The organism is Streptomyces sp. NPDC033221 (assembly GCF_055577005.1).
The window spans coordinates 38,360-52,534 of sequence record NZ_JBVIQN010000024.1; the positions used below are offsets into that span (position 1 = coordinate 38,360).

The 14,175-nt window shown below is 71.2% G+C and carries 15 protein-coding genes and 1 pseudogene; 3 read left to right on the forward strand and 13 right to left on the reverse strand.

The features are described 5' to 3' along the window. Positions 1-48: 48 nt before the first annotated feature. A complete protein-coding gene (locus tag ACZ53K_RS27495; RefSeq protein ID WP_468841480.1) occupies positions 49-1,161 on the forward strand; it encodes an FGLLP motif-containing membrane protein in 1,113 nt (370 codons plus the stop codon). Positions 1,162-1,261: 100 nt separating this feature from the next. Here ACZ53K_RS27495 and ACZ53K_RS27500 read toward each other — a convergent pair whose 3' ends face one another. The 5 genes and pseudogenes from ACZ53K_RS27500 to ACZ53K_RS27520 all read right to left on the reverse strand — a co-directional run bounded on the left by ACZ53K_RS27500 (position 1,262) and on the right by ACZ53K_RS27520 (position 4,534). Continuing rightward, a complete protein-coding gene (locus tag ACZ53K_RS27500; RefSeq protein ID WP_468841482.1) occupies positions 1,262-2,098 on the reverse strand; it encodes a hypothetical protein in 837 nt (278 codons plus the stop codon). Between the two features lie 102 nt (positions 2,099-2,200). Then, on the reverse strand, positions 2,201-2,878 hold the full coding sequence (locus ACZ53K_RS27505) for a SidA/IucD/PvdA family monooxygenase (protein ID WP_468841484.1): 678 nt from the start codon (positions 2,876-2,878) through the stop codon (positions 2,201-2,203). After that, positions 2,854-3,108, reverse strand: a pseudogene (locus ACZ53K_RS27510) (NAD(P)-binding protein); the annotation flags it as partial. The gene ACZ53K_RS27505 and the pseudogene ACZ53K_RS27510, both read right to left, overlap by 25 nt. 187 nt (positions 3,109-3,295) lie before the next feature. Next, a complete protein-coding gene (locus ACZ53K_RS27515) occupies positions 3,296-3,913 on the reverse strand; it encodes a GNAT family N-acetyltransferase (protein ID WP_468841486.1) in 618 nt (205 codons plus the stop codon). Positions 3,914-4,117: 204 nt separating this feature from the next. Continuing rightward, entirely contained in the window at positions 4,118-4,534 is a 417-nt protein-coding gene (locus ACZ53K_RS27520) for an ATP-binding protein (protein ID WP_468841488.1), read from the reverse strand. Between the two features lie 421 nt (positions 4,535-4,955). Here ACZ53K_RS27520 and ACZ53K_RS27525 point away from each other — a divergent pair, with 421 nt between their 5' ends. Further along, positions 4,956-5,522 carry an STAS domain-containing protein gene (locus ACZ53K_RS27525; RefSeq protein WP_468841490.1) on the forward strand — a complete coding sequence of 189 codons (567 nt, stop codon included), beginning with the start codon at positions 4,956-4,958 and terminating at the stop codon, positions 5,520-5,522. Positions 5,523-5,713: 191 nt separating this feature from the next. Beyond that, on the forward strand, positions 5,714-6,127 hold the full coding sequence (locus ACZ53K_RS27530; RefSeq protein WP_468841492.1) for an STAS domain-containing protein: 414 nt from the start codon (positions 5,714-5,716) through the stop codon (positions 6,125-6,127). Positions 6,128-6,180: 53 nt separating this feature from the next. Here the strand turns inward: ACZ53K_RS27530 and ACZ53K_RS27535 are convergent, their stop codons facing one another. From ACZ53K_RS27535 to ACZ53K_RS27570, 8 genes are all read right to left on the reverse strand, one after another. Continuing rightward, positions 6,181-6,552, reverse strand: coding sequence for an STAS domain-containing protein (locus tag ACZ53K_RS27535; protein WP_468841494.1), 372 nt, complete (start codon positions 6,550-6,552; stop codon positions 6,181-6,183). 301 nt (positions 6,553-6,853) lie between these two features. Then, positions 6,854-7,450, reverse strand: coding sequence for a dihydrofolate reductase family protein (locus ACZ53K_RS27540; protein WP_468841496.1), 597 nt, complete (start codon positions 7,448-7,450; stop codon positions 6,854-6,856). Positions 7,451-7,686: 236 nt separating this feature from the next. After that, positions 7,687-8,076 (reverse strand): SH3 domain-containing protein, encoded by a 390-nt coding sequence (locus ACZ53K_RS27545; RefSeq protein ID WP_468841498.1) that lies wholly within the window; start codon positions 8,074-8,076, stop codon positions 7,687-7,689. Between the two features lie 240 nt (positions 8,077-8,316). After that, a complete protein-coding gene (locus ACZ53K_RS27550; protein ID WP_468841500.1) occupies positions 8,317-10,047 on the reverse strand; it encodes an acyl-CoA dehydrogenase family protein in 1,731 nt (576 codons plus the stop codon). A gap of 71 nt (positions 10,048-10,118) precedes the next feature. After that, positions 10,119-10,676 carry a PadR family transcriptional regulator gene (locus tag ACZ53K_RS27555; protein WP_468841502.1) on the reverse strand — a complete coding sequence of 186 codons (558 nt, stop codon included), beginning with the start codon at positions 10,674-10,676 and terminating at the stop codon, positions 10,119-10,121. Positions 10,677-10,762: 86 nt separating this feature from the next. Further along, complete coding sequence (locus tag ACZ53K_RS27560) at positions 10,763-11,968, reverse strand: PP2C family protein-serine/threonine phosphatase (protein ID WP_468841504.1); 1,206 nt, start codon at positions 11,966-11,968, stop codon at positions 10,763-10,765. 294 nt (positions 11,969-12,262) lie between these two features. Beyond that, the gene (locus tag ACZ53K_RS27565; RefSeq protein ID WP_468841506.1) at positions 12,263-12,655 is read right to left on the reverse strand and encodes a hypothetical protein; all 393 of its coding nucleotides are present in this window, start codon (positions 12,653-12,655) and stop codon (positions 12,263-12,265) included. Then, positions 12,655-13,788, reverse strand: a complete 1,134-nt coding sequence (locus tag ACZ53K_RS27570; RefSeq protein ID WP_468841508.1) for a hypothetical protein — start codon at positions 13,786-13,788, stop codon at positions 12,655-12,657. The genes ACZ53K_RS27565 and ACZ53K_RS27570 overlap by 1 nt, the downstream gene beginning before the upstream one ends. Between the last annotated feature and the right edge of the window lie 387 nt (positions 13,789-14,175).

A 14,175-nucleotide genomic window follows, 5' to 3' on the forward strand; every position in this document is an offset into this window, starting at 1 on the left:
GGTCCACACCCGATGCCGGGGGCGCGTTCACCACGGCTTTCAAGGTGCATGAAGCTGCCGAATCGGGCCAACACCGGGTCGTGGCCGCATGCGCGGTTCCGGCGGGGCCCCTCGCATGCGGTATCCGGACTCGTACGCCAGCTGCGCACCCCGGCCGATGTGTCCTGGGCCCTGAAGGACTGGGCGGGCGCGGCGGGCATGGCCCTCTGGTTTCTGCTGTTGGTCTTCCTGCTGGAGCGGGCCTTCCCGGCCCACCTCGTGAACAAGGTGGTCGGACGGCTGTGGAAGCGGTACCGGGAAGACGTCCGGCCGCTCAGGCGGCGCCGGAGCGACGTTCCAGGGTGGCTGCGGCTGAGCGCGTTCAGTTTGTCGGGCGGAGCGCTGCTCACGTGGGCTGATGTGGAGAACAGCTGGTCGGCCATGACGGCGGTGAAGATCCTTGCAGCATCGGCCGGACTGCTGCTGGTACTGATGGTCTACGAAAGCTCCAAGGAGTTGCTACGGGCCGACCGCCCAACCGCCCCCGTCCAGCTGCGTGCGGTACCTGCCGGCATCGCCATGGCGGCAGGGCCCGCCGCTCTTTCGCGGGCCCTGGGATTCCCGGTTCCGTACGTGTACGGCCTGGTCGCCGTGTACCTGGTCATAGGCCGACCGCGCGGGGCGCCTCTCACCCCCACCTCGGGCAGCGCGGCAGGCATACCGGTGTTCATGGCGGCGGTCCTCGTACTGGCCACTTCTCTGATCACTTGGTACATGGGGGCGCCGGTCATCGAACGCGCTCGGAACGCTCCGGCCGACAGCTTCGACTACGCCTGCGCCTATGCGGTCGGGCTGCTGGTCATCACCGGCGTCCAGACGGTGGTCTTCGGCATCCTGCCGATAGCGCGGATGGACGGGGACATTCTCAAGAAATGGCAGCCCGCCGCCTGGTGGGCCGTCTATTCCGTGGTGCTGGTCCTCTTCTTCCACGTTGTCCTGGACACACTCCACCCGGATGTCGGATCCGGCCCTGCGGTCTCCGACGATCTCCGGTGGCGAACCCTGGGTTTCGCCACGCTCTTGTTCGCGATCGCCTGGGCCTTTTCTTTGCTCCTCCGTGCGTTCGGTAAACGGGCCGAGCAGTACCTGGAGGTGCAAGCCGCGCGTCGACCGCATTCGTAGCCGAGATTCGGCACGTACGGCGCGGCTGGCGCTCTGCCAGGCGTGTACGGCCTCGCCCAACTGGGCCTGGGACTGGCGCAGGACGCTCGGCGCGATGTCGTCAGTGACCGCCGGAGGCGAATAGGGGTGTGACGGCCGAGTCGTACGGCAGGGTGGAAATGGCGTCGGCGTAGCCTCGGTCGAGCGTCTGCCGTTGGTATGGGGTGTGCGGGCCTGCGGGGCGGGCAGCGAGGCGCGCTACGCGTGCCTCATGTGCCTCGGTGATTTCGGCGGCGCTCGCCCGCCAGTCGGCGTCGTCCGGTACGCGGGTCAGTTCCACGCAGGCCGGTGGTGTGCCCTCCGCGAGCGCGGCCGCGGCCCGGTCGTGTCCGTCCAGGAGCAGCCAGCCGTCCAGGAAGGACACCCACCACAGCAGGACGGGCGCGAGGGTGTTGTCGTGTGCGTGCTTACGGTACGCCTTCACGCGCGGAGTGTCCGGTGCCGGGAGCGGTCGCAGCGGCAGGATTCCGTGCCAGCCGCCTCCGCAGAGCAGTTCGAGGGTGGTGCCCGGCCAGTCCCGGACGAGGTCGCAGCTCCAGACACCTGGTGCGAAGGTGGTCCGTGGGGACAACCGCCAGCGCCCGTGGTGCAGTGGGCCGTACTCGGTGTCCTCCAGCCACCGCGCGTACCGGTGGGCCCAGTTGCCCCCGGCTCTCATGGTCGCGGCCGTCACGGGCGGCAGCGGGGAACGGTGGCCGGGCAGGCGGCGCAGATGGAGATCGCGGCAGCATCCGTCGCCCTCCGACCGTGCCTCGATCAGCGTCTGTCCGCCCTGCCGGAGGCGCCAGTGGCAGCCCGCCGCTCGCTCGAAACGCAGTGCGGGCGGGCCCGGCCGGCCGCCGGGCACGGTCAGGACGAGTCCGCCGTCCGGCAGTGGTTCTCGCGTCGCGCTGGTCATGGCGTCATTCTCGGCTACGGACGCCCGCCAGAACATCGCTGTCCTCGCCACCGCCACCGTCCCCGATGCGGGACCCGGGCCCGCCCGCCCCGCCAGGCCGGGTCAGAACTGCTGGGGCACCTTCGGCGCGCGCGGCCGCGGCAACCGGATGGCGGGGCGGTTTTCCGTACGGCTGTAGAGCGCGGGCGATGTGCCGTGCGTCGACGGCCGCCTGGTACAGGGCGCCGCTGGCTGCCCGTGTGCGGACAGGTCCGGGACGAACAGCCGCCGCATCAGGCCGGCGGCCCGGTCCCCCCAGGCGGGCGGGAGGCGGTGTGCCCAGAGGCCGAGGGCCTGCCAGCGGCTGCTGCCCTTGGGGACGATGTTCGGCGGGGTCCGTACGGAGAGCCGGACGTGCGCCGCCCGGGCCCGGCTGACGGCGAAGGCGATCTCGGTGCCGCTGTTGCCGGGCCCCACGACGAGCACGCTGCGGCCACTGTAGGGCTCGGTACCGCGGTGGTCCCGGGAGTGCAGCAGGCGGCCGGTGAAGGTGGCGAGGCCGGGCCAGTCGGGTACGTACGGGACGCGGTTGCGGCCGGTCGCCAGGACGACCGCCGTGCGGGGAGTTCGCCGGTCCCGGTGCCCACGTACCAGCGGGCCGTCGCCTGCGCGGGCGGGGTGGCCGCCGTGGGTGCCGGTGCGGGCCGCAGGTGGTCGGCGGTGGTGTGCGTACGGATGTCGAGCTGGTGGTGGGCGGCGTAACGCTCCAAGTAGTCCGCCCAGTCGTCGCGACTGATCCACGTACCGCGGCTGCGGGGTGCGGCCAGGCCCGGCAGCCCGGACAGGGCGCGGGTGGTGTGGAGCCGCAGGTGGTCGTAGTGGCCACGCCAGCTGTCGCCGATGCGGGCGCCGCTGTCGACGACGACGGCGGGTACGCGAGCGCGCCGCAGCATCGCGGCGGTCGCCAAGCCGCTGGGGCCGGCACCGATGACGACGACGGGCGGGCGCGCGGAGTCTCGGGAAGCAGCCATGGTGCACTGCAAACGAGTGGCCCGGGGCACGGACGGTGCGGGAGCGGTGGCGCGGGCGCAGCACTTCAGCGCGCACCGAACGTGCCCGGCGACCGGGCACGCCCGTACCCGGTCGCGGACGCTCAGGCGATTCCGGTGCCGGCCGGCGACGCGGCCACGGCTCCGGCAACGGCCCTCCGAGCGGTGCTCAGGCGCTGTCCGGGGTGCGGGGTGCACGCCGCATGGACCACAGCGTCGGGCCGCCGCCCGGCAGTTGCAGCTCCTCGCGTACGGCGAATCCGAAGTGCTCGTACACGGGGAGGTTGGAAGGCTTGGAAGACTCCAAATAGACGGGCAGGCCCGCCGCGTCGGCCTGGGCCAGGCCCGAGCGCAGCAGGGCGGATCCGTGTCCCTGGCCCTGGGCGGCCGGGTCGGCGCCGATCACCGCGAGGTACCAGTGCGGTTCCTGGGGAGCGTGCTCGGCCGCCGCCATGACGGCATCGCGGAACAGCGGCGCCCGGTCGCCGAGGATGTCCTGGAGCTGCTGGATGGTCTCCGCGTCGGGTACGGCCTTCTCGTGGCCCTCCGGCGGCACCCAGAAGGCCGCCGCCGCGTCGGTGCGTTCGCACACGCCGTGGAGGGCGTACTGCCGGGTGTAAATGGTGGTGAAGTAACGGACCAGTCCCGCGTCGCGGGAGGAGTCGTCGGGGAAGAACCAGCGCATCATCGGGTCGTCGTCGAACGCGGCAGCCAGCGTGCGGCTGACCTGTGCGGCGTCGTCCACCGTCGCCCTCTTCGGGGTGTTCATTATCGGCACATCGGTCATTCTGCACCCTTGGTGATCTTCGCCGGCCGGCGGGTGGCCAACTCGCGGGAGCGGCTGGGGAACAGCCGCGCCGGGAGGTCGCGCGGCCTCCGCGACCGGCCCGTCACCAGGGTCACGATCGTCGGGCCGGGAGCCCTGATACCCGACGTTCACCTCTTGCGTCTGATTCTGATGGAGTCCGGGCCGTCCTGCCGCGCCGGTGCCTCAGCCGCCGCTCAGGGTGGCCCGGATCGTCTTGCCGCCCGCTGGGTCGTCGAGGACGTCCAGGGAGTTCGCGAGGGCGTACACGATCAGCAGTCCGCGCCCGCTCTCCTCGCCGTCGGCGGCCGGGCGGAGCCGCGGCCGGTCCGGGCTGTCGTCGCTCACCTCGACCGTCAGGGTGCCGTCCTGGACGCACAGGCGCAGCCGGCAGCTGCTGCGGGTGTGGCGGGTGACGTTGGCGACCAGTTCCGTGACGACGAGGAAGGCGTCGCCCGGGTCGGCGGGGCAGGTCCCGGCGGTGCCGTCCCGGGTCAGGAAGGCGGCGGTCAGCCAACGGGCCCAGAAGACGGTTTCGTGGGCGTGGGGTAAGAGGTATTCGACCCGTGTCGTCCGGACACGGGTGCGACGACGGGTACGCACCGTTCGGCTCACTCCCCCCAAAGGCCGCCCGGTCCCCGTGGGTTACGCCGCGGTGGCCGGATCGCGGAGGCTGGTCTGTACCACCCATGCCCCGTTCGAGTGATGGCCACGCACGGTTTCGCCGTAGCGCGTGTCGTACGGAGGCGTGAAGTGCCGTCTGCGAACGCCGGAGGACCGGCCGGCGGCCGGCTTCGTACAGTGACGGGGCGGCCGTTCAGGTGTCCGGGTGCCGTGTGCCTCCGGTGGGACTCCGGCCCGACGCGTGCTTGTCCCCGCGGAATCGGGGGCATCACACCGGATGAGGCCGACGGGCGGGTCGGCGAACACCCTGGACAGCGTCGGACCGCCCACCGCGCTCGGCCACGACTGCCCGGCCGCCTCCCTACGGGCCGGGACTCGTCCACCGACGGAGGAGACGCCTGTGTCCGGTCTCTGCGCACGCTTTCGTGGCCGCGGTGCCCCCCGCCGCCCCGCCCGTACCGGTGCCCGCTGGTGGCGGCCCGGCCGCGGGCCGCGCAGGCAGTCGGCCGGCTCGTACCCCGGCGACGGCGGACCGTGCTGGCGCGCCCGGCGGGACGGGGCGACGCTGCTGCTGTCCGTCCGCGGTGACCTGGACCTGGAGCTCGCCCGTCGCCTGGGGCACGCCCTGCCCCAGGTGTCCTCGCCGTCCGTACGCACGGTGGTGGTGGACCTGAGCCAGGTCACCTTCTTCGACTGCAGCGGGCTGCAGTGGCTGTGCGAGGTGCGGTCCCGTGCGGCCGCGCACGGCGGGCAGACCTATCTGCGCCAGCCGCCCCGATGCGTCTACCGCGTGTTGCAACTCGTACCGCTGTCCCGCCCGTTCGCCTTACTGCCCGCCTCAGGCCCTGGACCCGCCGGCCTGACGGGGACAGCGGGAAGCGGCCTTTCGGCGGGCGCCGGTTCCCGCCGAAAGGCCGTGCGCCGCCGGAGGACCTCCTTCGGGCCCGCACGGCCGCACGGCATCTGACAGGCCCCCGCGGGCCCGTCCCGCCGGCCGCTGGTGGGTCCGCGCCCGGCGTCCGGGCGGCGGGCCGTTCTCCCGGGGTGGCGCAAGTCGCCGCCTCCGGGCCGGACACGCCTGGTCCCCGTGCCCTCGTACGGATAGCGTGGTCGGCCCGGCCCCATGGGTGTTGGTGCGAACGCGCTCGGAGGTGCGACATGCCGCACGCTGACGGGTTGCTGGTCAACATGGTCGCCGACTGTGAAACCTGCGCGGTGATACGCGTCAGCGGAGCTCTCGACCACACCGGGGAACAGTTCTTCCGTACGACGATGGGCGCCCATGTCGACGTCGGTTACCGCTACGTGGTCCTGGACTGCTCCGCGCTGGTTTACTGCAACTCCCGCGGCCTGAACTGCCTGCTCGGGCTGCACTGGCTGCTCAGCCGCCGCCGCGGCCGCCTCCTGCTGGCCGGTGTGGGCCGCCGTGTGCTGTGGATGCTGGAGCACACCGGCAGCAAGGAGGTGCTGGCCGTCTTTCCCACCGTGACCCGGGCGCTGGCCAGTCTGCCCGTGGGCCACCGCCCCGCCTGGCCGCCTCCGCATCCGGTGAGCGCCGACCCCGGCGCCTGACGCCGGTCGCAGGGCCGGGCGCCAGCGGTTCGCCGGATCACCGGATCACCGGATCACCGGTCAGCAGCCCACCTGTCATCGGAATCCAGCGGGCCACCGCGCCGGGCGTCCGCGACGCTGGTGTAGCGCGGGAAATATTCCGCGTACCCGGTCAGGCGGAGCAGCAGGTCGATGGCCTCATGGTCGTAGACCAGGCGTACCCAGCCGCCGGCCGCCTCGCAGCGCGTCTGGGCGGTCCGCAGTTCCTGCAGCCCGCTGCTGTCGATGAAGGTCACGCGCCGCAGGTCGGCGACCACGAAGGCCGGAAGTGCAGCATCGTTCCCTCTGAGCTGGTCCCGGAACGCCGGCGCCGTCGCCAGATCGATCTCGCCCGCCGGGCAGACCACCCGGCAGCCCTCCCTCAGTCCGGGACACCGAGTGTTCATGGCGGCCAACTCCTCCGGGGCGCGACGCGGCCCGCACGGCCAGGTCTGCGGCGGGGCTGCTGGCAGCTTATGGACACCACACGCGCAGACGAAGCAGAAGGTTCAGGAATCAATGAAACCTTCGCGAAGTTCTCCTATTGATCTTCCAGCGACCGTAATTGCCCATCTGCCACCGCAGTTCGATCGCCAACTGCGGACCGATCATCCAATAATCCGTGCACCGGTTCGAGAGACGATACGGGGGACGGTCCGGACACCGAAATCGGCGCCGCCCCGTCCCCCGTCGAGCGCGTAGCGGCACTCACGCTTCGGCGGCCGCCCGGTAGGTACACACGTTCACGCCCGTGGCGCTGGTGACCGTGGAGATGAGTTCGAGCGTGCGCTTCACGCCGTCGTCGGGGAAGACCGTCTTCCCGCCTCCGAGCAGTACGGGCATGACCATCAGCCGCAGCTCGTCGGCCAGGCCCTCGGCCAGGAGCGTACGCGCGAGTGTGGGGCTGCCCATCACCAGCAGGTCGCCGCCCTCGGCCGCGCGCAGGTCCCGGATCCGGGCGACCGCCTCGCCGCCCGGGATGCGGATGGTGTGGTCCCAGGTCAGCTCATCGTCCTTGAGGGTCTCGGAGACGACGTACTTCCTGATGGAGTTCATCCGGTCGGCGAACGGCTCCCCGCCGCGGCCCGGCCAGGCCGCGGCCATCGTCTGCCAGGTGCGCCGGCCGAACAGCAGGGCGTCGGCCGACCGCAGGGCCTCGTCGAAGGCGCCGCCCACGACCTCCGGGTCGAAGAACGCCTGCGACCAGCCGCCGTGGGCGAACCCGCCGTCGCTGTCCTCCTCGGCGCCGCCGGGTGCCTGCACGACACCGTCCAGGCTGATGAACTCGTTGATCGCGATGCGCATGGGACTCGCTCCTCGTGTCCGGCCCGGGTGTCCGTGGCTCCGGGAGCCCGGGTGTCCGGCGCCGCGGATCGCCGCGCCGCACCGGAATCATCGCGCCCCTCCCCGGCTGCGCAGCTCCCGGCACCTGCTCAGCACTCAGGAGCGGGCCCGTGGTGGCGGTGGGCCCGCTCCTGAGGTCGTGCGACGTGACGTGCGTCAGACCGACACGTGTCGTCCGGTCAGCACTTCCCGCCCCATCAGCACTCGTTGTCCGGTTTGTCGGAACCACCGTCGTCGAGGTTCTTGTTGTAGACCCAGCCGTCGACGTTCAGGCCGTCGATGCGCACGTGCGTCCACCTGTTGCCCGCGGAGTTCTTCACCCAGCAGTGGTAGAACAGCACCCGGGAGGTGCCGACCGTGGCGACCACACCGCACTCCTTGTTGGGGCCGGTGCGGACCTTGACGGAGGCGCCCTTCGCCGTGCCCTTGCCGGAGGACTTGTTCGACCAGCCGGGGTGGGTACACGCGTCCGCACCGGAGGGCGCGGCGCTGGCGACCGGCGCCGCGACGGTGAGCGTGGCGCCTGACAGGAGGAGCGGCGCGGCGAGGGCCGTGACGATTCTCGCGCGCTTCTTGAGTGAGCCCATGGACTTCCCCCTTGCTCAACGGGCGCCCCGTGCGGCTGGCCCGGTTGCTCTGAGGATGGCGTGCCTGAGCGTGATGCGCGGGACGCAAGGGCCATTTGTCCAAAAGTCGCACTGGAGGGGCCAGTTCCTGGTTGCTCCCGGTGTCGGCCTGTTGCGCCCGCCTCTGACGGGCACGGGAGGGCGGCCCCTCCCGCGTCCGCCTTCCGGCGCGGGAGCGGGGCCGCCTCCGTCCATCCGCTGTTACGGCGCCATCTCGTACGCACCGGACAGGGCCTCGACGCGCTCCCAGACACGCGCCGAGCGGGCCTCGTCGACGACCGGGCGGCGGACCGCGGACAGCGCCCAGCTCTGCTGCGCCTCGGTGGCCGAGTCCTTGCCGTGCAGTTCGACGGCGTGCGCGGAGAAGTCGCGTACGAGGACGGCGAAGAGTTCGTCGAGGACGTCCGCGTCGAGGCCGCTCAGACGGGCCTGTTCGAGGATCAGCTGACCGTGGACGACCAGGGCGAACAGCTGGCCGACGGCGAGCAGCAGGTCGAGGTCGCGGCTCTGCTCCTCGTCGGGGGCGGCGGTGGTGACGAACTCGCACAGGGCGTCCGCCTGCTCGCGGAAGCGGGCGACGTTGGACACCTCGGCGTACGCGTCGTAGGCCGCGCGCCAGTCGTGGAACCGTACGGCGCCCAGGCCGCGGGCCGGGCCCTGGCGGAAGAGGAAGGCGTCGTCGGCCGCGTCGAGGCGGGTCGGTACGGGCGCGTACTCGGCCGGGTTCAGCAGGTGGTTGCCCATGAACTTGAGGATCAGCGCGAGGTTGACGTGGACGGTGCCCTCCAGCTTCGGCAGGCCGCGGATCTCGGTGGCGGCCTGCGCGAAGTAGGTGTCCTTCTCGAAGCCCTTGGCCGCGATGACGTCCCACATCAGGTCGATGACCTTCTCGCCCTCGGTGGTCACCTTCATCTTCGTCATCGGGTTGAAGAGCAGGTAGCGGCGGTCGTCAGGGCCGGCGGAGCGGAAGTAGTCGACGGCGCGGTCGCTGAACAGCTTCATCCCGACGAGGCGTACGTAGGCGTCGGTCAGCTCGCGGCGCACGTGCGGGAACGCGGTGACGGGACGGCCGTACAGGATGCGGTTGCTCGCGTGGGTGACGGCCTCGTACATCGCGTGCTCGCAGATGCCTATCGAGGCGGTGCAGAGGTTGAACTTGCCGACGTTGACGGTGTTCAGGGCGGCGTCGAAGGCGGCACGTCCGGTGTGCAGGACGTCCTCGGCGGCCACCGGATAGTTCTCCAGCCGGAACTCGCTGACATACTTGGACGAATCGACGACGTTCTTCACCAGGTGGTACGCCGGGTGGCGGCTGTCGGCGGCGAAGAAGACATAGCCGTCCGGGCCCTCGACGTCGCTGCGGCGGCCGAAGACGGAGACGAGTCCGGCGGCGTTGCCGTTGCCGATGTAGTACTTGGAACCACTGGCGAGGAAACCGTCGTTGCCGTCGGGCTCCAGCAGCATGTCGGTGTTGTAGATGTCGGCACCGTGCGTCTTCTCGGACAGGCCGAAGGCGAACACCTCGCCCTGCGCGAGGAGTTCCGCCGCGCGGGCGCGGGCGGCGGCGTTGTCGCTCTGCCAGACCGGTCCCAGGCCGAGGATGGTGACCTGCCACGCGTACCAGTAGTCGAGCCCGTAGAAGCCGAAGATCTCGTTGAGGGCGGCGATCCGGGCGGTGTCCCAGCGCTTGTCCGGCTGCCCCTCCGCCTGCTCACCGGCGGAGGCCGGGGTGAGGAAGGTGGCGAACAGTCCCTCCTTGGCCGAGAACGCGAGGAAGTCCGCCAGCCAGGCGCGGGAGCGGTAGTCCTCGATCAGCCGTCGCTTGCCGCGGTCCTCGAACCAGTCGACGGTGGCGCGCAGCAGCCTGCGGGTCTCCGGGTCGAAGTGCGCCGGGTCGTAGGTGCGCGGGTTGAAGAGCAGCGGGTCGGCCATGGGGTCCGCCTTTCGCGGTCGGGTGGGGCTCGGGGGTCGGAATACGGGTGGGGCGTGCGGGCAGCCCCCGCTCATCCCTCGGTTTCGAGGCCGTGGAGGGTGGCGAGCACGTCCTCCAGCCAGGCGATCGTCATCCGCTCGTACGCGATGCCGCCGCGCAGTACGGCGTGCTGGAGCTGCTGTCCGGCGTCGAGGGCGGCGGGCGCTTCGGGGCCGGTGAAGTCGCGCCGCTCCCCCGCCAGGTAGTGCGCGAGCCGGTCGGTGTGCACCTGGTGGTGCCGTTCGACCTCGCGGATCAGTGCGGCCGGGTCGTCGAAGGCTGCGCCGCGGATCTTGACGGCGAGGTCGTGCCGTACGCTCTCGGGCTCGATCGGCTCGTGCAGCCAGGAGGAGAGGGCGGCCCGGCCCAGGGCGGCGACGGAGTACTCCTTCTTGTCCGGCCGCGCCTGCTGCGGCACCTCGCGGACGTCGACCCAGCCGTCGGCCTCCATACGCTTGAGCACGCGGTAGATCTGCTGGTGGGTGGCGGTCCAGAAGTAGCCGATGGACCGCTCGAACCGCCGGGCCAGCTCATAGCCGGAGCCCGGCTTCTCCAGCAGGGAGACGAGGATCGCGTGTTCGAGCGCCATGCCCCGATCCTGCTATGCAACGAGTTGCATAGACAAGCGGCCCCGCGCAGGTGAGACGCGGGTCACCCGACCGGCTCCCCGGCCCGTCAAAGATCGGGAAGACCGTTCCGGGCACCCGGGCCGGGCAGCTGCGGTCCGCGCCACTCCTTGCGGTAGGGGCGGAGAGGGTCATACGAAGCGCTCGCCGCGCCGGCAGCCGGTACGGAACGGCCTCGCGAGCCGGACCTGCCCCGAGCGTCCTGCGGCGGCACCGTCGGGCAGGACTCGACCAGGATGAACGCGACGTCGTCGGCGAGGGCGCCGTCCGTATGGCGGAGCAGCGCCTCCTGGAGCGCGTCGGCGGCCTCGTCGAGCACCGCCCGGGAGCAGGCGGGCCGCAGCTCGGCAAGATCGACCATGACGCCCTGGGGGCTGCGGGCCTCCGCCAGGCCGTCGGTGTAGAACAGCATGCGGTCACCGGGGCCCAGGACGACCTCCTGGACGACCGGCGCGGGATGCAGGCCCAGCGGGGTGGTCGGCTCGGCCGGGGCGAGCAGCCGGGGCGGCGCGTCGGCCGGCAGGAGCAGGGGCGGGTGGTGGCCGCAGTTGGCCAGCCGGACCCGGGTGGCGGCGGGCCCGGCGGTCGCGGCGAACTCGGCGGCCAGGGCGGTGACGAAGTCCTCCGCGCCGAGCAGCGAGGCCAGGCGGCGGTCGGTGGCGTCCACCACGGTGGGCAGGTCGGAGTGGGCATAGGCACTGTCGCGGAAGAATCCGATCGCGGCGGCCGACAGGCGCACGGCCTGCAGACCCTTGCCGCGCACATCGCCGATCAGCAGGCGGAGGCCGGCCGCGGTGTGCGCGAAGGCGTACAGGTCTCCCCCGATCAAGGCCTGCGGCGAGGCCGAGTGGTAGCGGGCGCACACGGCCACGCCGCCGAGCCGGAAGGAGGTGGGCTGGAGGATGGCACGCTGGGCCACGGACGACGTCTCGGCCAGCTCCCCTTCGCGCGACACCCGCTGAGCGGCGCTCCAGGTGGCGTACGCACCGCCCAGCACGAGCGCGGCCAGCCGCACCAGAACGTCCCGCTCCCCGAGATCGCCCTCCCACATCGCGACACCGGCGGCGAGCAGCACCGCGTACAGGGCGACTGCCCCGGTACGGGGCCCGTCGAGCCGGGTGGCGGCCAGCAACGCACAGATCAGCAACAGCCCGACCAGACTGTGCTCCGCCCCCAGCACCAGGTCACCGACCACAATGGGAACGCCTGCGAACAGCGCGAGCGCGAGCCACGTGCGATCGCGGTCCAGGCGCATACGCCCTCCTCCTGCCTCGCGGTGCGGACGGTCACCGTGGGCAGCCACGCCACCATCCGACCCGCCCGGACCAGATGTCACCATCCGAACGGAATCGACGGGCGCGGATCACGCGAAGGGCACTACCGACCGGCCTTGACCTTTCCTGCACCTTGCGCAGGAGATATGCCCGCTGGCCAGTCCGCTTGCACATGCGGTACGGGGGGACGTTCGTGGGCCGGCACCGGTCACGGACTCGTGCGCGCAGGAGCCCGCCGGCCGATCAGCAGGTACGCCGAAAACGGGCGGCAAACGTCACCCGGCCAGCGCAGCCAAAGCGTTGGCAAGGGCCTCACCTCCTTGCTGCACCACCGTCCCGGCGACCAGCACCGGAAGCTCTCGCGCCATTCGCCGCAGCGCACCGGACCGCTCATCCGGTGCCTCCAGCGAGGCATCGATGTCATCGGCCATGGCGCGAAGCGTCCTGGCATTGTGCAGGCCGCCTTCGTTCCGCGTCACGTCCGTCCGGAACATGGCGACGAGTGCGCGTACGGACGCGACGTCCACGGCTCCGTGGACCGAGGCCGACTGGTACACCTGGGAGATGTTCTGGCCCACGACGTTCTGCAGCGGAGCGTTGTTGTCGCCGCCGATACTGATTCCCGGGTTCTGCCCCTGCCCCTCGGTACGGCGCCTTCCCACAGCCATCAATTGCCTCCTCGTTCCCTGCCGTTCTGCCCCACCTCACTGATGCCGCTGCCAGCGACGTTCTGGATGGGAGCATTGTTGTCGCCGAACACCTGAATGTTGGTGATGACCGCAGCCACCTGTTTCTCGTACGCGGCGGTGTCGATGCCCAATTCGTCGAGGTACACGGCGACGGTCCGGAACACACAGGTCTGCATCAGCACGACATGCCGCTTGGCGTCGTCGCTCTGATGCATGTCCGCGACTTCTTCGGTCGCATACCGGTCACGGAGGCTCACCGGGTCCTTCTCCGCCACACGCGCTTCGGTTTTCTCACCGAGCCTCGCGGCCAGCCGCCACAGCGACACCGGGCCCGCCACCGCGTCCAGCAGGGACTGCACGGTCAGCCAGCCGAGCAGGCGCAGCCCACGCTTCCCGACGGGATTCACGGTCACCCGCAGTTCATTGTAGAGCGGTGTGTTCACATGCGGCCGTACCGTCAGCCGCAACTCGCGTGCCTCCAGCGCGGCATGGACGAATACGCTGACCACGACTTGCCCGCTCCAGCTGACGCACTGAGCCCGCAGATACAGCCGGTCCGGCACACCAGAGGAGGAGCCGCGCCCGAGTCCTCTGAGATCGGGGGGTTCCGGCTCTGCGTCACGGGCGCGTTGCAACCACAAGGCGGACGGCAGGCCGATCACCTTCTTCATGGAAAAGCCGGGGAGCGGATCGGTCATTTCCCGGGCACCGTGCCCCAGCTCGCTCAAGTCCGTCCCGATCCGGTGCAGCAGCTCGGACTGCCCGAGCCGCCCCGGCGATCTGTCCGGATCCTTCGCCTTCAAAGGGATGCCGACATGTGCGGGTCCCCAGACATCGCGCCCGGCTCCGACAAAACGTTCCGGTGCGTCGTACGGCAGCTCTGGCCGCGTCTGGTCCTTGCCGATCGCGGACAGCCTGCGGCCGGCCCTCCGGGCGACCCAGGGGCCCCGGCCCACGGGAACATCCTCCCGGCTCAGCACGGCGAGCGTCGCCCGGGCCACGAGCCGGTCTCCCGCGCACACCAGTCCGGTGGCGGCCAACAGCACGAACGGCAGCAGCCCCAGCGACCACCGCAGTCCGAGCACTCCACCGCTGCCGGATTCGAACGGCACCACTGCCAAGGCCCACGGCACGCACAGTACGAAGTACGCCAGGCGCGGTGTGCGGGCCGGCCGGCTCGTCCTCCCTCTGCGTATCGCCCGATACGCGGACCATCGCATGCCCAGAGCCACGAGGACCGCACCGCCCCAGATCGCGGTGGCCCACGGCGCGACGTATCCGACGAGTGCGGCCAGAAGGCAGACGCACGCACGCCGCGACCACCGCCGTCTGCGCGCGCGAAGGCTGTGCGCCACCACCGGCACCAGGTCGAAACCGTACGACGGAACGGGCAGCCGCGGCCCATGGAGCACATGGTCGACGACCCACTGTGCCGCGGGCTCCCCCAAGGGCGGGCAGTCGTCACTGCCCTCCAAGTAGATGGGGCGCCGTGTACTGCG